Annotated in this window: 20 protein-coding genes; 14 read left to right on the forward strand and 6 right to left on the reverse strand. The window is 49.8% G+C overall.

Features of this window, described 5'->3' with window-relative positions; genetic code table 11:
* Window positions 1–39: 39 nt before the first annotated feature.
* The 3 genes from AC791_RS10440 to AC791_RS10450 all read left to right on the forward strand — a co-directional run bounded on the left by AC791_RS10440 (window position 40) and on the right by AC791_RS10450 (window position 2,187).
* On the forward strand, window positions 40–597 hold the full coding sequence (locus tag AC791_RS10440; RefSeq protein ID WP_072094331.1) for a histidine phosphatase family protein: 558 nt from the start codon (window positions 40–42) through the stop codon (window positions 595–597).
* Window positions 598–687: 90 nt separating this feature from the next.
* Entirely contained in the window at window positions 688–1,026 is a 339-nt protein-coding gene (locus tag AC791_RS10445) for a cupin domain-containing protein (protein WP_049840382.1), read from the forward strand.
* Window positions 1,027–1,713: 687 nt separating this feature from the next.
* A complete protein-coding gene (locus tag AC791_RS10450) occupies window positions 1,714–2,187 on the forward strand; it encodes a hypothetical protein (RefSeq protein WP_049840383.1) in 474 nt (157 codons plus the stop codon).
* 170 nt (window positions 2,188–2,357) lie between these two features.
* Here the strand turns inward: AC791_RS10450 and gstA are convergent, their stop codons facing one another.
* Entirely contained in the window at window positions 2,358–2,963 is a 606-nt protein-coding gene (gene gstA, locus AC791_RS10455) for a glutathione transferase GstA (protein WP_049840384.1), read from the reverse strand.
* A gap of 117 nt (window positions 2,964–3,080) precedes the next feature.
* On the opposite strand from gstA, the gene AC791_RS10460 reads away from it, so the two are divergent.
* Entirely contained in the window at window positions 3,081–3,980 is a 900-nt protein-coding gene (locus tag AC791_RS10460) for a LysR family transcriptional regulator (protein WP_049840385.1), read from the forward strand.
* A gap of 180 nt (window positions 3,981–4,160) precedes the next feature.
* On the opposite strand, the gene AC791_RS10465 is transcribed toward AC791_RS10460, so the two are convergent.
* Together AC791_RS10465 and AC791_RS10470 are read right to left on the reverse strand one after the other, a co-directional pair.
* Window positions 4,161–4,613: a GNAT family N-acetyltransferase gene (locus AC791_RS10465; RefSeq protein ID WP_049840386.1), complete on the reverse strand. Its 453-nt coding sequence runs from the start codon at window positions 4,611–4,613 to the stop codon at window positions 4,161–4,163.
* A gap of 389 nt (window positions 4,614–5,002) precedes the next feature.
* Window positions 5,003–6,052, reverse strand: a complete 1,050-nt coding sequence (locus AC791_RS10470; RefSeq protein WP_049840387.1) for an NAD(P)-dependent alcohol dehydrogenase — start codon at window positions 6,050–6,052, stop codon at window positions 5,003–5,005.
* 112 nt (window positions 6,053–6,164) lie between these two features.
* Between AC791_RS10470 and AC791_RS10475 the strand changes: the two genes are divergently transcribed.
* From AC791_RS10475 to AC791_RS10510, 8 genes are all read left to right on the forward strand, one after another.
* Complete coding sequence (locus AC791_RS10475) at window positions 6,165–6,548, forward strand: winged helix-turn-helix transcriptional regulator (protein WP_049840388.1); 384 nt, start codon at window positions 6,165–6,167, stop codon at window positions 6,546–6,548.
* Between the two features lie 458 nt (window positions 6,549–7,006).
* A complete protein-coding gene (locus AC791_RS10480) occupies window positions 7,007–7,984 on the forward strand; it encodes a DUF1852 domain-containing protein (protein WP_049840389.1) in 978 nt (325 codons plus the stop codon).
* 27 nt (window positions 7,985–8,011) lie between these two features.
* Window positions 8,012–9,043 carry a methionine synthase gene (locus tag AC791_RS10485; RefSeq protein ID WP_049840390.1) on the forward strand — a complete coding sequence of 344 codons (1,032 nt, stop codon included), beginning with the start codon at window positions 8,012–8,014 and terminating at the stop codon, window positions 9,041–9,043.
* Window positions 9,044–9,472: 429 nt separating this feature from the next.
* Window positions 9,473–9,919: a YtcA family lipoprotein gene (locus AC791_RS20780; RefSeq protein WP_228136896.1), complete on the forward strand. Its 447-nt coding sequence runs from the start codon at window positions 9,473–9,475 to the stop codon at window positions 9,917–9,919.
* An 8-nt stretch (window positions 9,920–9,927) separates the two neighbouring features.
* The gene (mdtN, locus tag AC791_RS10495) at window positions 9,928–10,980 is read left to right on the forward strand and encodes a multidrug transporter subunit MdtN (protein ID WP_049841594.1); all 1,053 of its coding nucleotides are present in this window, start codon (window positions 9,928–9,930) and stop codon (window positions 10,978–10,980) included.
* Window positions 10,967–12,880 (forward strand): FUSC family protein, encoded by a 1,914-nt coding sequence (locus AC791_RS10500; RefSeq protein WP_072094332.1) that lies wholly within the window; start codon window positions 10,967–10,969, stop codon window positions 12,878–12,880. Before mdtN ends, AC791_RS10500 begins: the two co-directional genes overlap by 14 nt.
* Before the next feature lie 14 nt (window positions 12,881–12,894).
* Window positions 12,895–14,370 carry a TolC family protein gene (locus tag AC791_RS10505; protein ID WP_049841595.1) on the forward strand — a complete coding sequence of 492 codons (1,476 nt, stop codon included), beginning with the start codon at window positions 12,895–12,897 and terminating at the stop codon, window positions 14,368–14,370.
* A 126-nt stretch (window positions 14,371–14,496) separates the two neighbouring features.
* Window positions 14,497–15,633: an alpha/beta hydrolase gene (locus AC791_RS10510; protein WP_049840392.1), complete on the forward strand. Its 1,137-nt coding sequence runs from the start codon at window positions 14,497–14,499 to the stop codon at window positions 15,631–15,633.
* A gap of 311 nt (window positions 15,634–15,944) precedes the next feature.
* Here AC791_RS10510 and AC791_RS10515 read toward each other — a convergent pair whose 3' ends face one another.
* Window positions 15,945–16,853, reverse strand: a complete 909-nt coding sequence (locus tag AC791_RS10515; protein ID WP_049840393.1) for an alpha/beta hydrolase — start codon at window positions 16,851–16,853, stop codon at window positions 15,945–15,947.
* A gap of 262 nt (window positions 16,854–17,115) precedes the next feature.
* Window positions 17,116–18,036: a LysR family transcriptional regulator gene (locus tag AC791_RS10520; RefSeq protein WP_049840394.1), complete on the reverse strand. Its 921-nt coding sequence runs from the start codon at window positions 18,034–18,036 to the stop codon at window positions 17,116–17,118.
* 103 nt (window positions 18,037–18,139) lie between these two features.
* Here AC791_RS10520 and AC791_RS10525 point away from each other — a divergent pair, with 103 nt between their 5' ends.
* Window positions 18,140–19,348 carry an MFS transporter gene (locus AC791_RS10525; protein WP_049840395.1) on the forward strand — a complete coding sequence of 403 codons (1,209 nt, stop codon included), beginning with the start codon at window positions 18,140–18,142 and terminating at the stop codon, window positions 19,346–19,348.
* Window positions 19,349–19,641: 293 nt separating this feature from the next.
* On the opposite strand, the gene AC791_RS10530 is transcribed toward AC791_RS10525, so the two are convergent.
* Window positions 19,642–20,142, reverse strand: a complete 501-nt coding sequence (locus AC791_RS10530; RefSeq protein ID WP_049840396.1) for a DUF2938 domain-containing protein — start codon at window positions 20,140–20,142, stop codon at window positions 19,642–19,644.
* Window positions 20,143–20,208: 66 nt separating this feature from the next.
* On the opposite strand from AC791_RS10530, the gene AC791_RS10535 reads away from it, so the two are divergent.
* Window positions 20,209–20,607, forward strand: a complete 399-nt coding sequence (locus AC791_RS10535; RefSeq protein ID WP_049840397.1) for a MerR family transcriptional regulator — start codon at window positions 20,209–20,211, stop codon at window positions 20,605–20,607.
* The last annotated feature ends 101 nt before the right edge of the window (window positions 20,608–20,708 follow it).

A 20,708-nucleotide genomic window follows, 5' to 3' on the forward strand; every position in this document is an offset into this window, starting at 1 on the left:
TCTGTCTGCCTGGAAAGGACCACAAATAAGAAGCTCTGTATGGAAATTATTTTAATGCGTCATGGAAAGCCCACTTTTGCAGGGTCTGCGAAAGTAACGAGCCGTGAAATGTCCAACTGGATTGCAGAATATGATCTTTCTGATACAGGAGAAGATATACCGCCTGAGTCCAGTAAATCATTAGCATTCAGCGCATCTCGAATCATAAGTAGTCCTCTTCCCAGAGCACTTTCTTCTCTGAAAGCATTAGGGCTTGAACCGGATGTTATTCATGAGGTTTTCAGGGAAGCAGATCTACCGGTATTTCACATGCCCGGTTTCAGATTATCCCCGTCCGTGTGGGCAGCTCTTTTCCGCGTCATGTGGTTATGCGGTATATCCCGTAATGCGGAGCGTTTGAAAATAGCAAAGAAACGTGCTGTTCAGGCTACGAATATCCTCATAGCGTTTGCAAAAAGATCTGACGGCTCCGTACTTCTTATGGGACACGGGGTAATGAATCGGCTAATTGCAAGAGAACTAAGGTCGTTGGGTTTCAAAGAATATTGTTGTCAGGGTAATGGTTACTGGAACGCGAGTATCTACAGGCTTCTGTAAGCGGATATCTTGTATACATATCCGGCGTCTCCAGACATTGGCCGTAGCATCAGTTCTAAAATTTTTAATCGAGCAACAGGTAAAAAAACAATGATTTCTAAGGCTAATGCTGAGCATTACGTATGGGCTGACAAGTGCGATGGTTGGTATCTGGTAAACCGACAAGACATGCTGGTTATTCACGAAAAAATGCCGCCAAAAACGTACGAAAAGCGACACTACCATTCCGTATCGAGACAGTTTTTTTTCGTTCTTGATGGGGTTCTGGCCATGGAACTGGAAGGGAATGAGTATCGGATCGTCGCTCAGCAGGGCATTGAAATTCCCCCAGGCTCAAAGCATCAGGCCAGAAATGACTCTAATTCTGCGGTCGAGTTTATCGTCATCTCACATCCAACACCACGCGAGGATCGAACAGACCTTACCTGACAATAATTTAACAAAGAGTCATTACCCGCGCTAGTTACAACGCCTCAGAGCCATTTTGAGGTACAAGGGGCGTTTCCGTCACTTTTGAATTTGCCAGCATCCTGAAAAATGCTCTGATGATTTTGATGCGGTTGCATGGTTATGTACTGTCACCTGCTCGATATTGATTAGTGTATTCCAGGGGTAGCCATGTCCGCTTCTGGCACGGAATGGACGTTGGGAAAAGCTAATGTCCGCTATAAGCGAGAAGCCGACTCTCGGCATGAGTTTTTTTATGACGAACGGTGATGCCAGTTAATGTAGTAAGCACGAATCTGCCAGCCCTGACGGTTACACCTCCGAATAAATTACGCCAGGGTCTGATCGGGCAATCAGTTGCGGTCCACATTCCTGAGCCTACCAATTCTGTCATCTCCGCTGTCTCAGACCGCGTTCATCTATACTGTCTATGCGGTGGAAGTTTGCACATGAGGTCGCGCCGTGGTCAACGTTCTCATTGTGGTGAGAAAACATGAAGCGCACAGGCTGCAAAAGATGCTCAAGGCATTCCAGGATGCAACTCAGTGCTCAGAGGAAAAGCGTTTAAATAACGTGACCATGTAAATGCGCTGAATAAACCGGGAGTTCCCGACTTGCACCCCAGAAAGCCTGAGAAACAATAAAATCCTATTTATCCGGGAGAAATTAATGAAAATAAGTAAGTTTGTTTATTCCGCCTTAATTGGCGTTGTCGCCAGTTGCCGTTCTATGACGCCTATGGCGGCCCTCGCTGCAGCACGCCTTGCCAGACGCGACACATCAGGTTGTCTTCTGCTACTGGACCGTCCGCTATTCAAATATGGTGCGTTAGCGATGGGTGCAGGTGAGCTGTTTGGCGACAAGATGAAGTCAGCGCCAGACCGCACCGTGTTTTTGGGCTTATCAGCACGAGTAGCCAGCGCAGGAATTGCGGGTGCCGCGTTGGCACCCACGGGAGAAGAAAAAACCGGGGCAGCGATCGCTATCTCTGCTGCCGTACCACTTGCCTATGTCACACTGGCGGCCCGCAAAAAAGCCATGGCAGAAATTGGGCAGACCAGAAGTGGCATGATTGAAGATACACTCATCGTTGCTTTCGGTGCAGCGGTTGTCTTCTTCGCAACACGGTCAAAAGGTATTTAAATGTTCTCAGTCTGCAAAGGATAATCCCGCCAGGCCATAATGAAGAGCTCAGCAACTACTTCTGGCATAAAACAGATGCTAATGGCAGATAAGAGCATCAGTGAACAAAGAAGACTGAAATTTCCTGGCTTTCGTCAGGCATCAGATGCAGAACGTAGCTCACCTCAGCATTAACAGGATGCCTCGACAATTAATGCAGCCTGCACTGCGGGACGTTCATTAATTCGTGCAATGTAAGCCGTCAATACGGGCCAGTTTTTCAGCTCAATAGCGAAATATTTACACCATCTCAGTACGGTATAAAGGTAAGCATCCGCAACAGTGAAAAAGGCCCCCGTCAGAAAAGCTTTCCTTGAGAGCGTTTCCTCAAGCAGATCAAACCGCCTGAGCAGCTTCTCCCGTAAAAGCGATTTTACCTCTTCAGGCAGTCGGGGGCTAAAGAGGAGAGCTGACCCCGCATGTATTTCACTGGTGATGAAGTTCAGCCATTCCTGCAGGCGTACCCTGTCCCAGCTTCCCGCTAATGGTGCCAGCGCTCTATCAGGTTTTAGATCAGCCAGAAACTGCACGATGGCCGGTCCCTCCGTCAGAATTTCTCCGTCTTCCAGTTCAAGAGCGGCGACATAGCCTTTAGGGTTAATGGATAAAAAATCGCGTCCATCAGAGGTTTGTTTGCTCTTGTTGTCTACTTTTACCAGTTCAAATTCAAGCTCAAGTTCACGCAGTACGATATGTGGCGAAAGCGAGCAGGTATTCGGCGCGTAATAAAGTTTCATCATTTCTCCGTTAAAGCCAGTGAACACAATAGAGGGTTGAATACACTGTGCGCACTGCCGGTTACAATGTAAAATTAATGATTAATAATCCTGCCATTAGTTGAGCTACTGATAATCATGATGAATCTTTTACACTGGCGTTTGCTGGCTGCCGTAGCTGACTCAGGCAACATAACACGTGCCGCTGAGCGGGTTGGAATGACTCAGTCTGGTGCCAGTCAGGCTATCGCCCAGTTAGAAGCTTTGCTGGGATTTCAGGTGTTTGTACGAGAAAGGCGCAACATCAGCGTCACTGCGCTAGGAGATGAAGTAACAAAACATGCGAGGCTTATGCTTGCACAACTGGACGCTATTCGCAGGCTTTCTGAGGAGAGTCGTGGCCTACAGGGCAGGCGTGTCCGCCTTGGCAGCTTTCCATCTGTAACATCGACATTTCTGCCCGGGCTGTTGAGAGCCTTCAAACGTCTCCATCCGGGAATTGAGGTGATTGTACTGGAAGGAACTGATGAGGAAGTTAAAGAATGGCTTGCGGCGGATACGGTTGATCTTGGCGTCGTTATGAATCCCCTTTCAGGACGTGCGGATTTTATATTAGGGAAGGATGAATGGGTTGCAGTACTGCCAGCGGGTCACACTCTGGTCCGTGGTGGCACATTGCACAACATAACACTTGAGGATCTGGCAGGTCAGGCATTTATCCTTGCTACCGGCGGTTGTGCAGTTAATGCAAAAAGCCTGATCGAACAGGCAGGTCTTCAACTGACTGATGTGCGCATGACAGTCCGGGACTGGGTCAGTGCCAGCCTTTTGGTGCGGGAAAAAATGGGGGTCGCACTCATACCTCAGTCAGCTCTGCCCGGAGAACTGCATGGATTATGTGTTACACCGGTAGTACCCTCTGTTTACAGGGAGTTTGGTCTGGTTTGCTCATCAGAGGGCAGGTCTTCGCCTGCGGTTCATGCGCTGTTAGAAAGTTTGCATAACAGGGATGGTTCAGCAGGAAAATATGAAATCTAAAATTTGTTGAACGTCCGCTCCTGGCACCAGGCCGCCCACAAAAGGGATTTCAATGGGTAGCATGAAGTGGACGTTATGTGCCTGGAACGTTCAAGAGCATCGCTGGAATGAAAGATGCCGCTTGCGCGGCATTGTGTCCCGATTTCGGATAGAGCATTAGAAGTGCTGTATTTGGCGAAGTTATAAACCCACTTTCATAATGGTATACGGAGATTCAGTAAAACCACATCGCTCATAAGCACGAATCGCACGCCCGTTATCTCCGTGGACATACAAGCGAAGCTCCAGTGCCTTTTCTGATTTGGCTTCTTTTGTAAGATGTTTGATGAGCTCATCAGCTAATCCCATTCCACGATGCTCCGGGGCGATATAAAAGCTTTGGATCCACCAGTAGTCATTACCATGGAAATCACTCCATTCTTTTACGACAGAGGTATTGGCAATCACCGTTCCTGAAGAATCTTCCATGACCCAATATTTTGAATGAGGGTTTTCACTGAACGCCGACGTTACACCACGCCCCACAGCAACAAGGTCAATCACTGAACCTTCTGATTCTTGCGCTTCCTGAGTAGTGTATTCGATGATTTTATTAATATCGTCAGGCGTAGCTGGTCGAATAAAGTAATTCATAAGTCTGGCTCTCATTGTCGTTGCTGCTATACGAATCGCCCAATACCGTACATCAAATCTTGTTAAAAGATCGCTCCTGGCACACAGCAGCCGAACTAACTGAGCAGAAGGTCCGCTGTAAGCGAAGCGCTGGCGGACATGGCCGTTAGTGCTTGTGGCACAACCTTAAAAGTCCAACCGCACTCCTGTGCGCCGCGCCGGATCGAAACCCAGTTTATTTTCCTCTTCTTTCTGGCGTGCCAGGTGGAGCGGGCACGATTCGCCCTCTACTATTTTAAAACCCAGCGAGGCGTAAAATTTTGCATTAAAAGCGACCATCTTATCAGTTGTCTATGTGACTCCTGCCAGGCCGCGCTGCCGCCCGGAACGGCTATGGGCCTGTCGCTCCACTACCAGCGCGTGGCCTGCATATCGATGACGAAGCGATACTTAACGTCTCCTTTAAGCATACGGGCGAAGGCAGCCTCAATGTCCTCGCCACCGATCATTTCAATATCGGCGGTAATATTATGCTCGCCGCAGAAGTTCAACATCTCCTGGGTTTCCTGAATGCTGCCAATTGACGAGCCGCTGATGCTTAAACGCCGAAACACCATGGACGTAATATTCGGCGAGTCGTGTGGCTGGTCTGGAATACCTACCAACACCAGGCGGCCATTGGTTTTCAGCGTAGCCAGATAAGGATTCAGGTCGTGCGGTGCCGCCACGCAGTCAATGATAAAATCCAGCGAGGTTTGGCAGGCCGCCATTTGCGTGGCATCGCGCGATACCACGACCCGTTTTGCTCCCAGACGACGGGCATCTTCTCCCTTCTCCGGGGAGGTTGTAAACAGCGTCACTTCCGCCCCCATCGCACTGGCCAGCTTCACGGCCATATGGCCTAATCCTCCGAGGCCCACAACACCAACGCGATCGCCTGCAGTAACGTTGAAATGGCGCAGCGGAGACCAGACAGTCACACCCGCACATAACAGCGGAGCAACCCCGGCAAGCGACAGGTTACGCGGTACAGAAACAACAAAATGTTGATCGACAATCACGCTCTGGGCATAGCCGCCCCGGGTTCTTTCGCCGGTATATTTATCCATGCCATTGTAAGTAGCCGTAAAGCCGGCTTCACAGTACTGTTCTTCATGGTTCTTGCAGAAATGGCATTCGCGGCAAGAGTCGACCATCACGCCCACACCGACGATATCACCGGGTTTAAAATGGGTGGCCTCGTCGCCAACGTCTATCACTCGCCCGACAATCTCATGCCCTGGCACTAGTGGATATTGACTTACTGCCCATTCGTTACGCGCCATATGGAGATCGGAGTGGCACACGCCGCAATAGAGGATCTCAATTTTGACATCCTGCTTCTGTAACGGGCGCAGCGAAATCTGGCCTGATAGTAAGGGTTGTGTCGCGTCATGTGCTACTAATGCATTGATTTTCATCTCACCTCAAGAATGTGCTGGTTTAGGCTAACTCAAGGAGGCAGACTATAGTCAACAGGATCCCATATTGATAGTAGTTACCATTTGGTTACCATAAGCAGAGGACAGAACAGTGCCAGCCTGGGTTGAAGGTAAACTTTATTTCTATGCGGACTCGCCGCCGCGCCGTCTGATGGAACTCTTTTCCGGTAAATGGAGCACAATGGTGCTCCACGCGCTGTATCACTGGCCGGATGAACGCGCGCGTACCGGCGAGTTACAGCGTAGCCTGCAGGGAATTTCTAAGAAAATGCTGTTCCAGACGCTGAAAGAGTTAGAACTGCGAGGTTTGATTATCCGCCATGTGTACGACGTGATCCCACCCAAAGTCGACTACCGACTGACCCCCCTGGGCAGAACCTTTGCCGAACCTATTGAGCAAATGTACCAATGGGGGTTAGAAAACCAGGCTGCACTCGATGAAATGGAAACCTGTTATCAGGCGGCGTCCAGTTAACCGCTTTGCAACACCATTATGCTGCTATGAGCGAACAGCGGACATTGACCCCTGCCCAATCACCGCCAGACAGCCGCAATTAAGCGTCTCGGTGTAGATGAAAGTCTGGGGGGCTTCTGTATCATCCGCAGCCATACAAAATATGTCCAGAGTGCTGGTCAGACTCTATTGGACATGAACAGACCGCAACAGCTGACCTGCACTGCATCCGATCATGAAAGAGATTCACGTTACCTTGAGATATGGTCACTTCCTCTTGCTTCGCGTTTCTGGCAAAACTATAGCGGAAGGGTAACGGTAACACTTCACGTTGCACATGCATTGCCAGGGCTCGCGCCCCTCCGGACAAGTACGCCTGTACGCGCCGGGGATCTGCTTACTTGCCACCCTTGCTTGACTCGAATTATGTCGAGTACAGAGGCGCTACAATTTTATAACAGACGTCGGATGCGGGTTCTATGACTACACAATTCACTTTCACGATTAAGAGCGGGCGTTTTGACGAACATTATAACCCCTCCGAAAGTACGCGTATCACCACTAACTTTGCCAATCTGGCAAGAGGTCAGAATCGTCAGCAGAATCTGCGTAATACTCTGGCGATGATCAACAATCGTTTTAACAGCTTAGCCAGCTGGGATAATCCTGAAAGCGATCGTTATGCCGTTGAACTGGATATTATTTCCGTGACGATGAATATCGACGGTAGTGGTAACACCTTTCCGGCAATAGAAATATTGAACACCACGATCGTCGATAAAAAAACCGATCGGCGCATCGCAGGGATTACCGGTAATAATTTCTCTTCCTACGTGCGCGATTATGACTTTAGCGTGCGTCTGTTGGACCATAATAAAAACCAGTCAGCATTCACTATTCCGGATGATTTTGGTGACCTGCACGGCACAATATTCAAGCATTTTGTCAGCTCTGATAAATACAAAAATGCGTTTGAAAAACCACCGGTGATCTGCCTGAGTGTGTCCAATAAAAACGCGTATTATCGCACCGGAAATCACCATCCTGTTTTGGGATTCGAATACCAGCAGGATGGCACATCGCTGACTGAAACCTATTTCAAAAAAATGGGCCTGCAGGTGCGGTACTTCATGCCGTCAGGTAGCGTTGCGCCGTTCGCCTTCTTCTTTATTGGCGATCTGCTTAGTGATTACAGCAATCTGGAACTTATCAGCACTATCAGCACGATGGAAACGTTCCAGAAGATTTATCGCCCGGAGATTTATAACGCAAACGCCGCAGCGGGCCTGCATTATCAGCCCAACCTGAATAATCAGGATCACTCATTAACCAAAATTGTTTACGATCGCGAAGAGCGTAGCCAGCTGGCGATTGAGCAGGGCAAGTTTACGGAAAAACATTTTATCGAACCCTACAGGGATATTCTTGCGCAATGGTCCGCCCGCTGCCCGCTTTGATTTATTAAAAATATAAGGTCACCTGCTATGAAAACATTGCTCCCCACGTCTACCGCCGGCAGCTTGCCTAAACCCTCCTGGCTGGCCCAGCCTGAAACGCTCTGGTCGCCGTGGAAACTGCAGAAAGAAGAACTTATCGCCGGCAAACAGGATGCGCTGCGCTTGTCTCTTGATGAACAGTTACGGGCCGGAATTGATATTGTCAGCGACGGCGAGCAGACCCGTCAGCACTTTGTCACCACCTTTATCGAACATCTGAGCGGCGTCGATTTCGAGAAACGCGAAACCGTCAGAATTCGTAATCGTTACGATGCCAGCGTCCCGACCGTTGTGGGTGCCGTGGAGCGTCAGAGACCGGTATTTGTTGAAGATGCACGCTATTTACGCCAGTTGACGAACCAGCCAATCAAATGGGCGTTACCGGGGCCGATGACGATGATCGATACCCTTTACGATAATCACTATAAAAGCCGTGAAAAGCTCGCCTGGGAGTTTGCTAAAATTCTCAATCAAGAAGCCCGTGAATTAGAGGCGGCAGGCGTGGATATTATCCAGTTCGACGAACCGGCGTTTAATGTGTTTTTCGATGAGGTCAACGACTGGGGCATTGCCGCCCTGGAAAGAGCTATCGAAGGGCTTAAGTGCGAAACCGCCGTACACATCTGCTATGGCTATGGGATCAAAGCCAACACCGACTGGAAAAAGACGCTGGGTTCAGAATGGCGTCAGTACGAACAGGCGTTCCCGAAACTGCAAGCCTCAGGTATCGATATTATCTCGCTGGAGTGTCATAACTCCCGGGTACCAATGGATCTCCTTGAACTGATTCGTGGCAAAAAAGTGATGGTCGGGGCTATTGATGTGGCGACCAGTGCGGTTGAAACCCCGGAGGAGGTTGCTGATACGCTGCGTAAAGCGCTGCAGTTCGTCGATGCCGATAAGCTCTATCCCTGCACCAACTGCGGAATGGCTCCACTGTCGCGTCAAGTCGCCAACGGCAAACTTAAGGCCTTAAGCGCAGGCGCGGATATTATTCGCCGCGAGATTCTGGATAGATAAATCTGACGCACGACGAAAATAATAAACCTGTCTGGCGACCGGCACGTTCGCCAGACACTCTGAAAGCTTTGTCCTGGTTCAGGTATACTATGCCTGGATAGCGCGCGGCGGCCTGCTGTTCGCTATCGTTGATTCACTGCCTGTTCTTGCATTGCGAATTGCTGCTTTTCGGGCCATTGTGCTCAGCCTGCGGCGCTCAACCCAGGTCCTGAACGACTCACTGATTGATTCCTTTCTGATATTATTAGGCTTTATATCTATAAAACCACAGGGCTGTTTCAGCGCGGTTTATTTTTATCGCCGCACGCCTGTGATATTATTTAATTATTGATGGTACTAATGCGGAAATTATTATTGCTTATTCTGTTACTGATCTAATATCGGCTGGTGTTGCCAGGTTCTGTATGACTTTCCTAAAGATTTATCCTGGTGCTGGCATTTATCGGTAGCAAAGTACGTTTTAAGTGCCCGTTTGCAGGTATATATAACGCTCTACCCTTATATAGCACCTGGCGAGTATGTTTAACCCGCGCGATGAGTTGTGGTCAAGGAGCTGAACCGATGGTTCGCCAGTTAGCATTTTTTCAAAAATATGGTCCGGTGATTACGCCAGGGCGTGCCGCCTTGCATGCATTACTCTTCAGCATGGTGGCGAGTCTGACAGGCTGTGTGCAGGCCGGGGCACCCGCTTTATCCCTTATAGGTTCGTTTGTTCCTTACTGGATATTCTGCGTTGCCCTGGCCCTGATCCTGACCATTGTTATTCGCGTTGTATTTATCAAATGGGGAATAGATGATGTCATGCCTGTCCGGCTGGTGGTCTATTTCTGTCTGATGCTGACGCTGACTTTTATTTTTTCGTTATTCTTTTTATAGGCTTTATGATGGCCACTATAAAACACTCCGCAATCAAACGCAAAATAGCCCTCGTTATTGCCGCAGTCATTATTCTGGCGGCCTGCTTCTTCGGCTGGCTAACCCTAAAAACCAGCCGGCTTAACCCGCTATCTGAAGATGCGGTACTTAATGCCAATATTGTTAATATCAGCAGTTCCGTACCAGGGCGCATTATTATACTGAATGCGGTGGAAAACGGGCGGGTTAAAAAAGGCGACGTCCTTTTTACTCTCGACCCTTACATCTATCAGATGGCGGTGGACCAGGCCCGCGCCGATTTAGAAATAGCAGAAGCCACGATGAGCACCCAGCACCGCACGGTAGTGGCCGAGCGCTCTAACTCCGGTATTACTCAGGATCAGATAAGCAGCGCCCAGGCAAACCTCAACCTGGCTACCCAGACGCTCGCCCGCTTGCAGCCGCTGGAGGCCAAAGGCTATGTCACCCGCCAGCAGCTTGATGATGCGGCGACGGCAAAACGTAATGCTGAAATTATGCTGCAGCAGGCAAAAAAACAGAATGTTGCTGCGGATGCGCTGGTAAGTAATACCGATGCCTCCCAGGCTCTGGTACGGGCACGCCGCGCTGCGCTGGCCATTGCCGAAAAACAGCTTGCCGATACCGTTATTCGCGCCCCTCACGATGGCTTAGTCGTAGGGCTAAATATCGCTGCGGGAGAAAACGTACTGCCCAATCAGTCTATTTTTACGCTGATTGATAGCCAGCGCTGGTATGCATCTGCCTACTACCGGGAAACCGAGTTACCCCACATCAGGATTGGTGACTGCGCCACGGTGTACGCCATGCAGGACCGCCGTACGATGATGACAGGCCGGGTGCAGGGCATCGGCTGGGGCGTAATCTCCCAGGACCAGATCAATCTGCCGCGCAGCCTGCCCTACGTACCAAAATCGCTCAACTGGGTCCGGGTTGAGCAACGTTTCCCGGTGCGTATTGTCATCGATAAGCCGGTGGCAGAATTAATGCGCGTGGGAGCAACGGCTACTGTGACTGTACGAAGCCAGGATGATTGCCAGTAACATGTTAAAGCGCACGCTACGCCAGGTTAATGCCGACCTGGGTCCCTTTCCAGGGCGGTTCGCCACCGCCTGGCGGATTGGGCTATTAAGCGCATTGATGAGCTTTGTGGCCATGTTCTATGGCATTCCTGAGTCCGCTATCAGCTGTTATCTCATTCTGTTTGTGATGAAACCGGACGGGGTGGTCAGCATGATAATGGCGGCGGCTATTATTATCCTGGTCACGCTGGTAGTCGGCATTATTCTCCTGATCCTGCCCTGGACCCTGGAATCTATTCCGCTGCGTATGATGGTACTTATCGGCAGCTCCTTTTTCTTTTTATGGCTGGGTGCCGCCTCTGCGCTGGGGGAGGTAGGTAATATTATTGCCCTGGTTATTGCCTTTATTATGGGACTTATCGGCGTTGCCCCTGACGGCGAGTTAGCCACCCGGGCCATTCTCTACTGCTGGCTGATGGTTGCCTCACCCATGATGTTACTGATCATATTCAACCTGGTGATGGGGCGCTGGCCGGTAAAAATTCTCTATGGCAATTTGGCGGAACGCGTACGCTTAGCAGAAGCCGCGCTGCGCGCGCCCGATAGCGAACATCTACACGCGGTGCATCTGGCGCTGGCAGAAGGTCAGGCAGATAACGAACAGCGGGCCATGTTGATCCGGCGCCTGCATCTGGGGCGCGGTAGCGAAAATATCTGGCTGACGGCGGCAGTCCACAATAGTTACCGTCTGCTGCTGGGCGTTGCCGAGCAGGCTGAAACGCTGACTGATATTTCCCGCCAGCAGCTGGCCGATGCCTGCCGCGACGTCGCGCGCGCCCTCGACAATCGGCAACAGCCGGAGCCTTTTGTCGCTCCCCCTGACAGGCCGGCAAGTGAAATTGCGTCTGCCATTGTCGCTCTTACTTCAGCGCATTCGGGTCCGCTGCCTTCAGCAGCTAAAACGTCCTTCATGGCGAAAGACGCCCTGATCAATCCCCGCTACTGCTATTTTGCCCTGAAAACGACTCTGGCCAGCGTCATCTGTTATGCGGCTTACACCATCATGGACTGGCAGGATATTCATACTGCAATGATCACCTGTTACGTGGTGGCGCTCGGCACTGCCGGCGAAACGGCACATAAGCTAACGCTGCGGATTATCGGTTGTTTGATTGGGGCCGGACTGGGCATTGTCTCTCTGGTATTTGTGGTACCCGCCATGAGCGATATTGGTCAGCTCATGATTCTGGTATTTCTGGTTTTAACGTTGTCAGCCTGGGTTTCAACGGGCGATGAGCGCATTGCCTACTGTGGGATCCAGATTGGTCTTGCCTTCTTATTAACCGTGCTACATGGATTTTCACCAGGCGACGATCTGACGCCTGCCAGCGGAAGAATTATGGGCATCCTGATGGGCAATCTGGTTATCTATCTTATTTTCAGCCTGATCTGGCCTGCGTCTATTGTGGATGCTGTGGGTAAACGTATTCATGCGGCTCTGAACGCATTAGCCACCCTTGCGGCTACCCCCACCGCAGAGCGAATGCAATGCGCGATGCAAACCGCGCGTATCGAGCAAGAGATAGCCAGCGCGCGCAGTACCCTGCAATTGATGCCATTCGAACCCAAGCACTTACGGCCTGGGGCAGAGGAACACCAACGGCTGATAAAAATACTGGCGGTATTGAATGATACCGGACGCGCCCTGTTTATCTCCCAGCAGAATAATCACCATGAACGGCTGCGCCTGAGTGCGCTGATCCAGCCGTATACCGATTCCGACGATACGACCGCTTTGCCTGACGATGCTTCACCGGTGGTTAATGCAGCACCGACCGCAGGCGATTGCCAGCCGGGTGCCTGTAACGAAAATCCCAGAATAGAACATAACTTTCAGAAACTTAAGAGATTATTAAAATGAGCTGGCTCCAGTATATGATGAGCAAAGCCCCGGCCCGGCTGACGGCTGTCGTGGGCATAGCGCTTATCCTGAATGGCTGCGTAACGGACTCTGCGGATCGTGCGCCTTCCTCGTCTTCTGTACCATGGCAGGTGCCACCGTCTTCGGCAGAATTTACGCCACCGCCATCCTCAGCAGTGACGCTGGACCCGGCTCAGCCGACCATTGATACGACACATGCCTACTCTCTGGCTGAGTTGATCAATGTGGCACAATTAAATAATCCTGATACCCGTATTGCCTGGCAACAGGCCCGGCAGGCGGCTTTCGCGGTAGGATTAACCGAGTCCATCTTTTTACCCATGATCACCGCAAGCGTAGTGGGCGGATATCAGCATACGCGTACACCGTTACCCTATACCCTCGGGGAGCGCGACACCTTAAAGACCAATTCTCATCAGGTAGTGCCAGCCCTGGTTCTTCAGTGGCTGCTATTTGATTTTGGCCAGCGGCAGGCTATTAAGGATGCGGCTGAACATGTCTCTTTTGCCGCCAATATGGGCTTTAACGGCGTACATCAAAAAATTATTTTCGATGTAATGCGCACTTATTATCAGTATGGCGCAGCCCGATCCCGCAGCGCCAACACCGCTGAGATGTTAGCCAACAGCCAGAAAATCCTGGAGGCAGTGGAAGCGCGGCGGCGTCAGGGGGTGGCTACTGTCGTCGAACTGGCGCAGACCAGGCAGATAGTTGCCCAGGCAGAGTTAAACCGGGTGCTTGCCAATAATAGCGAAAGTGAAGCCCGCCAGGGGCTTTATGCCGCGCTGGGTATCCCGGCCGATACCCGAATAAACGTTGATTTTCCTGCCTACAATAAGACGCTTAAACCGGTGGTTCCGCCGTCCCGGGCGGTCATTGAACAGGCGCTGGCTCAGCGGCCCGATATTTTAGCGAGTTATTCATTAGCGCTGGCGGCTAAAAAAGGCATTAGCGCAGCTCAGGCCGACTATTTGCCCAAAATTTATCTGGCGGGGGCCTTAGCCAGCGGCCACGGCCAGTTCGATATTCAGGGGTTACCTGCTATTGGGCAACAAACCTCGGCGTCAAATATCCTGATAGGCGTAACGGTGCCGCTGTACGACGGGGGAATGCGTGCAATACGCGTCCAGGCCGCCCGGTCACGGGCCGACTCGGCAAACGAAACCTTTAAAAAGACGCATGACGCTGCGGCCCGGGAAATTGTCGTGGCAGCCGATGTGTTGCAGTCCGCTTCTGCCGCCAATAAGGCCGCCATCAATCTGGTTAATACCGCGGTGGTAACCTACGATGCGGCCCTCGACGCCTACAGGCAGGGTGTTGGTACAGTCACCGTGGCCAGTGAAGCCGCCAATAATTTATTGACTGCCCGTCAGGCAGAGACTGACGCGCGTACTGCGGTACTGATAGCCGCAGCCAATCTGGCGTTTGTGATGGGAGACATCACCCAGGCAGCCAGTACCACGGAGTGATCATCCGCGCAGCGGGTAGCAGGATTTCTCCCACGATTAGCATTTTAATCTTTTCGTTCATCTACGGTTCTTTTTCAGCCACTTAAAATAGTGTGGTCAATAGAGAAATTAATCAGGAATTTATTAATGAAAAATGTCACTAAGTCGCTCAGAAAAAGCCTTCTAGCCTGTTTACTGCTGATCCCCGTAGAGGGGGCATTTGCCGTCGAAACGGGGCAGGTGGTGACGCAAACCGAATTGGCGCAGGCGGCAGGATTACAAGAAGCCGCCAGCCAGTATCGTCTGGAATACCGCTCGCAGGATGGTGTAAAGGGAAAAGGGGTGCGCACCGACAGTGCCGCGGTTTACTTGCCTGAAGGTCCTGTGCCAGAAGGCGGCTGGCCCGTGATCGTGTGGACCCACGGCACCGTCGGTATTGCCCATGACTGTGCGCCTTCTCTTAATCCACGTACCGCACGTGACAGCCAGTACCTCAACACCTGGCTGTCACTGGGGTACGCCATTGTTGCCCCAGACTATCCAGGGCTGGGCTCTGCCGGATTACACCACTATCTGGATGCCCGCGCTGAAGCATGGAGCACGCTTGATAGCGTACGCGCAGCGATGACAGCGTTCCCACTAAAAAATGAACTGATACTGGTGGGGCAATCGCAGGGCGCTCATGCCGCCTTTTCTGCTGCCGGGTATCAACCTGACTACGCCCCGGAACTCAATATCATCGGTACCGTACTTACCGGTACGCCTTATTTCAATGCACAAAATCAGGTATCCAGTCTGTTTATCAATAACGGTGAGGAGAAACCTGCAACCGGCGACCCGAAAATCCCTTATGCATTCTATCTTTATCACTCTGCAAAAGACCGGGATCCAACCCTGAAAGCGACAGATTATTTCCAGACGGCAGCCCTTGATCTTCTTGAAGAGGCGAAAAACCTGTGCATCACGCCATTAACTGAACGTGTTATGCAAGAAAAACTGACGATGAGCAACAGCCTCAAGCCCGGTATTGAAGCGCCGCTCAATGCCGCCATCAGTTCACTTGCATACCCAACGCTTCATCTTAAACACCCGGTGTTTATCGGTATTGGGAGTAATGACATTAACGTGCCCACGGCAATGCAGAAGCAGTTTGCTCACGACGTCCGCGCGGCGGGCACCCAGGTGAGTGAACATCTTTATCCGGGGCTCGATCACAGCGGCACCGTCAATCCATCGCTGCGGGACTCGGTGCCTTTTGTGCTGGGGTTGAAGGCTGATAAATAATCCAGGCCCTCGCTAACTAATGTCTTATTGAATCAGCCGCTTCCGCTGTGAGCAAAATATCATCTGCTGGCACATCATTACGCCGCGCTGGTTTTCTGAGATGAGATGAAAAGGCCATACAGCGGCAGCGGTAAGTCGCCTGCCACTTATAGCAAACGTATTCTGCCAACCGGAGTGGTCAAACACCTGGCTGGCCACCGTTGACGCCAGCGTAACAAGTAGCACCAATTCAGGTCATGGCTCCCCTTTTTTGACTTGAAGACATCCTGCTTCAACGCGCCTTTGTTACCCGTTGATCTGAAATACATCTCTTACTTCTCATGCGTTATTGAAGCCAGCCCCGTGAAGTGTTCTCTGACGATATCCGTTAACGCGAAAAGACAGTCGAGATGCGTGCTACCCTCAACAACTCGACTGCTTAAATTCTGATTCCCGCAGCGCCTGAAAAACGCATCCATTCGACTGACATCAAAGAGTTCATCTTGCTCAGCAAGCATGACGGTTACTGGAACAGAAAGCGCTTTTAGCTGACTTACGGGATCACCCGGAGTAAGAGCATTAGCCATATTTACGCTATAGCGTTGAACAAAATCAGGCCTCGCATGAATAATATCATTGGGGAAATTCAGTTTTACTCCAGTACGACGTCCACAAAGAAAACCGGCGCTCATTCCATTGATAATGAAGGCCCAACGATTTATGGATGCAAAAGGAACGGAATAATCTCTGTTTAGATTCGATGGTGCAAAAGGCCCTAACGCTGGGGCAAGCAGAAACAGGCTTTCAATCGTCCGCGATGCGGGGTGTTGAGTGAGGTAATTTATCAGCATGCCTGCGCCACTGGAGTGACCAAGAAGATGAATCCTGGCATCAGCATTAGAGATGCGAAAGTAATCTATGACGGCATCAACGTCACGCCAGATTTGAGCCGGGCTTGAAGCATCACCCCTGATCCCTGCCGAACGGCCATGTCCACGGATGTCTACAAGACAAACACAAATTTTCAAATCGTGGCTCAAATGCCGTGCGAGAATGTCATAGCCTGCATCTGCGTTGACCCCGCCACCGTGGTATACGATCAAAACCTCATCCACAACCGTTTTTGGCTCGTACACTCTGATATATAAATCATTGATTCGACTTTCGATAATATTACTGGAGCAAGGTGATGAGGATTTAAGCTGCTCAAAACGATCAATAAAGCGGATGAAATCAATCACGTCTTTTATCCTTTAATAAATAAGACTTACGACATGTGAATTTGCGGCATGAAGTAGGCATCATTTTCTGTGTATACAATCTCCTTTTTGCACATATTAGTTCCCTTGATCTTCATTGGTCATTTCAGCTCAATACTGGCCTGTACGAGGCGTTTTCGGGAAAAATTGAAAAAATGCATCATGCTTTTTGCGTGCTTTCATGACTATGCTTCGAGTTTTACTATCCTCAGATAGATAAATAAAGACTTAGAGAATATCCGCTTCAGGGAGTTTTTAACTGACCCCCGTCCAATTTCTGATGCATGAAATCAATGAGCGCTCTTGTTTTAGCAGGCAAGTAACGCCGATCTGAATAAAGTGCGAATAACTGTAGTGGCGCTGCTGATTGTTCAAACTCAATTTCGATTAACCGCCCATCGCGAATGTAGGATTGGCAGGCTTGCTTCGAAAGAATGGCAAAACCAACACCTGCTACCGCAGCGCAACCTGCCATCTCCCCGCTGTTTACCCGATAATGCCCGTTAACTTTAATTGTCTCGAATCCCCCTTTCTTATTAACAAACTGCCACGGAGTACCTTTCAGTGCGCTTACTGTTGTAATGCAGGGTAATCCTTCAAATTGCTGAATACGAGAAGGCGTGCCATAGCGCTGAATGACGGAGGGGGCTGCAACAATGGTGCAGGGTATCGTCATCAGATGACGGGCTATGTAGTCGCTGTTATCCATCAAACCACGAGTAATAATGATCGCTAAATCCAGATCATCTCGTAGAGATTCGAGGCCTGAAAAATTTGTGACACAGCTGATCTCCAGGTCCGGGTACTGACAGGCGAAATCGGCAATAACAGAACCCAGCAAGGCAGGACCTGCTTCATTGGGAATACAGATACGTAATGGACCCTTGAGTTGCATTTGACGCAACGTTAATTCTGTCTCAGTTTGCTCAAGCGCCTCCAGTAATGGCTTTGCCCGGGTATAGAGTAAGTGTCCAGCCTGGGTAAGTTTCATATGTCGGGTACTGCGTTCAATGAGCTGAAGATTCAGCTTTTCTTCTAACTGGGCAATACAACGGCTAACATTTGATGTTGGCATTTCAAGGACTTTAGATGCCCCAACAAAACTTTCTCTATCCACCACAGCAATGAACACTTTCAGACTAAAAAAATCAAGAGCCGGACGCATCAACTATCCCATATATGATAATAATAAGTGCAACTTTTACCATCTAATCGACACGATTGATAGCAGTTAAACTGGGACATCTTTCATCCACAGGTTGCTTGCTATGCCACTGGTCACAAAAACGTTTAACCATAAAGCCCTTATGCGGATAGCCATGGTAATGGCTTTTATGCAGTTCACTAATGCGCTGGAATATATGATGTTCAACCCTATTTTTGCATTTATGGCAGCCGATTTCGCAGTTCCCGTATCATTTTCCGGCTATGTGTCAGGTATGTACACGTCTGGTGCAGTACTTTCAGGCGTTATCGCCTTTTACTGGATTGGTCATTTCAATAAAAACCGTTTTTTAATTACCAACATGGTGCTATTAGGGCTACTGACATTTTTGACGACTTTCACCTCAAGTTTTAGTCTTCTGCTGGCACTACGATTTTGTGCAGGTCTGGTAGGCGGTACGACAATGGGGGTGGGTATAAGTATAGTGATAAACAATGCACCGGCTGAGTTGCGTGGAAAAATGCTGGCGACGGTAATTGCGTCCTTTTCGATGGTAAGCATTGCAGGAATGCCCACGATATTATTTTTGTCTACACATTATGGCTGGCATGTCGCGTTGTGGTTAATCAGTACATTCTGTTTATTGGCATTGCCGCTGATTGTATTCATCATACCCCGGGATTCGATTTCTTCCGACACGCTACACACGCTTCCTCTCAATGTGGATACTTTACTCTTCGCCTCCACTAATGCGTTTGTACAGTTTAGTCCGATGCTGGTCATTCCCGTCCTGGTACCATTGTTGATCCAGCAGTTGGGCGTTTCACAAGACCTGTTGCCCTGGTTGTTCTTAATCGGGGGAGTTGCAGGTTATCTGTCTACAAAAATCACTGGCATGTTAACCTCTCGCTTTTCTGCTTTAGCTCTGGCTACAGGGTCAACCAGCGTCTTTATTCTGAGCTTGTTAATACCCACCTTCGGTGATAAGCATACGGCGTTGTTTATTACGGTATTTCTCGGTGCCGCTTACAGTCGTCTGGTTTCATCTTCAGCGCTTACGATTCAGTTTCCTGATAACGGCCAACGGGCCGGATTCTCTTCATTGCAGACATCAATAATGTATCTGATTACCACCGTCGCATTTTTTCTGTCTGCTTTTCTGTTCCCCGATCGCGGCATGGCACCACAAAATATGAACACGTTGCTGTCGGTATGTGCAATTTCCGCATCAGGGTTCCCAGTTATCGTTATTATTCTGCAAAAGAAACTGGCTAAGCGTATTATCCAGCCGGATCGGCATATTACTGATTAGCTTAACGTCCACTCCTGACATATAGCAGACATTACTGAATTGATCTTTTCGGCAGTCACTATAGCCTGCGCCTATGGTAAGACGCTGACAGAAGTGGCGATATTGTGGTGGGTTGACCTGAGAAGGTGGGCAGAACATGCCGTGCTGATGACGGATGATGTCATCAGCATCCTGTTATTAACCCGGCAGTTATCAAAGGAGGCGGCGTGAACGGGAAGCCTGTGCGCCGCCTTGATCATTTGAAAGTGCAACGTTCCAGGCAAAAAACGCGGGCGTTCTGATGCAAGTGCAGCTCAATAAAGGCGCGATGCTAACGCCATAAAAAAAGTGACGCCGTATAATCCAATACCGTAGGCAAGATGCGTCAACAGGCTCAATAGACGCGCCAGCCATGGACGAGGTGTGCGACTGGCAGCGATGCCAAAGCCCAGCGCGGGTTGCAAAATTAAGAATGGAGCAATCAACGTTAACAAACCTGTCAATACGCCGACGATAAGAGACGGCTCATGGAACCAGTTTATTGCACTAAGTAAAAGCGGGATAATGGCAAAGAGTATTCCTGTTAAATAATGAAACACCCAGCCAGTAAGATATTCTCCACGTACCGGTGACGTTGAAAGGATAGTGTGGTGTCTGAATTTGCCGTGTGGGATCCCTAAAATCCAGCGACCGACCAGCGCATAATTCAACGGCGGGATTTTTAAAACGCGTTTTTGAAACAGTGACCAGGTATCCATGGCCAGTGTTGCGCCTGTTCCTGCTATAACAATTTTAAAAAAAATAATGATATCCACAGTGTATTCCTTCTGTTCAATGACATAATCGTCAGTGTGCAACTTAAAGTGAGGTTTAAGTCAACCATGAAGGAACTGGATATCAGGCACGTCGCTGACCTTACGGGCATTACCCCGTCGGCGTTGCGCTATTACGAGAAGAAAGGACTTATCAAACCTGTTGGGCGTAATGGTCTAAGAAGACAGTACAATGAAAATGTGATTAATAAACTGCAGCTGATTTCGCTTGGGCAGGCTGCGGGATTTTCTCTGAGTGAAATAGCCACAATGTTTAGTTCAGAAGGCGCACTTTCATTAGACCGCTTGCAGCTTCTGCAACGTGCAAAAGAGACTGACGACACTATCCGTAAACTCCGGCTGTTAAGTCGGGGACTGAAACATGTCGCATGTTGTACAAAGACTGAGCACTCCGGCTGCGAAGAATTCAATAGAATTGTTTCGAAAGGGCTGCGGCTCATCAGGTAAGTTATTCACGTATCCCGAATAATGCGCTGTGTTCGCTTCTGCACGCTTGAAAACAGGGTGTGTTATCCTCGACGCAACAGAATTATTCATTTCAGGAGGCG

The sequence above is a fragment of the Klebsiella sp. RIT-PI-d genome, assembly GCF_001187865.1.
In the GTDB taxonomy this organism is placed as follows: domain Bacteria; phylum Pseudomonadota; class Gammaproteobacteria; order Enterobacterales; family Enterobacteriaceae; genus Superficieibacter.

Excerpts from the sequence above, each read along its gene's own strand:
- AC791_RS10440 (WP_072094331.1), top strand. The coding sequence starts at position 40 with ATGGAAATTATTTTAATGCGTCATGGAAAGCCCACTTTTGCAGGGTCT.
- AC791_RS10445 (WP_049840382.1), top strand. The coding sequence starts at position 688 with ATGATTTCTAAGGCTAATGCTGAGCATTACGTATGGGCTGACAAGTGC.
- AC791_RS10450 (WP_049840383.1), top strand. The coding sequence starts at position 1,714 with ATGAAAATAAGTAAGTTTGTTTATTCCGCCTTAATTGGCGTTGTCGCC.
- gstA (WP_049840384.1), bottom strand. The coding sequence starts at position 2,963 with ATGAAACTTTATTACGCGCCGAATACCTGCTCGCTTTCGCCACATATC.
- AC791_RS10460 (WP_049840385.1), top strand. The coding sequence starts at position 3,081 with ATGATGAATCTTTTACACTGGCGTTTGCTGGCTGCCGTAGCTGACTCA.
- AC791_RS10465 (WP_049840386.1), bottom strand. The coding sequence starts at position 4,613 with ATGAATTACTTTATTCGACCAGCTACGCCTGACGATATTAATAAAATC.
- AC791_RS10470 (WP_049840387.1), bottom strand. The coding sequence starts at position 6,052 with ATGAAAATCAATGCATTAGTAGCACATGACGCGACACAACCCTTACTA.
- AC791_RS10480 (WP_049840389.1), top strand. The coding sequence starts at position 7,007 with ATGACTACACAATTCACTTTCACGATTAAGAGCGGGCGTTTTGACGAA.
- AC791_RS10485 (WP_049840390.1), top strand. The coding sequence starts at position 8,012 with ATGAAAACATTGCTCCCCACGTCTACCGCCGGCAGCTTGCCTAAACCC.
- mdtN (WP_049841594.1), top strand. The coding sequence starts at position 9,928 with ATGGCCACTATAAAACACTCCGCAATCAAACGCAAAATAGCCCTCGTT.
- AC791_RS10500 (WP_072094332.1), top strand. The coding sequence starts at position 10,967 with ATGATTGCCAGTAACATGTTAAAGCGCACGCTACGCCAGGTTAATGCC.
- AC791_RS10505 (WP_049841595.1), top strand. The coding sequence starts at position 12,895 with ATGATGAGCAAAGCCCCGGCCCGGCTGACGGCTGTCGTGGGCATAGCG.
- AC791_RS10510 (WP_049840392.1), top strand. The coding sequence starts at position 14,497 with ATGAAAAATGTCACTAAGTCGCTCAGAAAAAGCCTTCTAGCCTGTTTA.
- AC791_RS10520 (WP_049840394.1), bottom strand. The coding sequence starts at position 18,036 with ATGCGTCCGGCTCTTGATTTTTTTAGTCTGAAAGTGTTCATTGCTGTG.
- AC791_RS10525 (WP_049840395.1), top strand. The coding sequence starts at position 18,140 with ATGCCACTGGTCACAAAAACGTTTAACCATAAAGCCCTTATGCGGATA.
- AC791_RS10535 (WP_049840397.1), top strand. The coding sequence starts at position 20,209 with ATGAAGGAACTGGATATCAGGCACGTCGCTGACCTTACGGGCATTACC.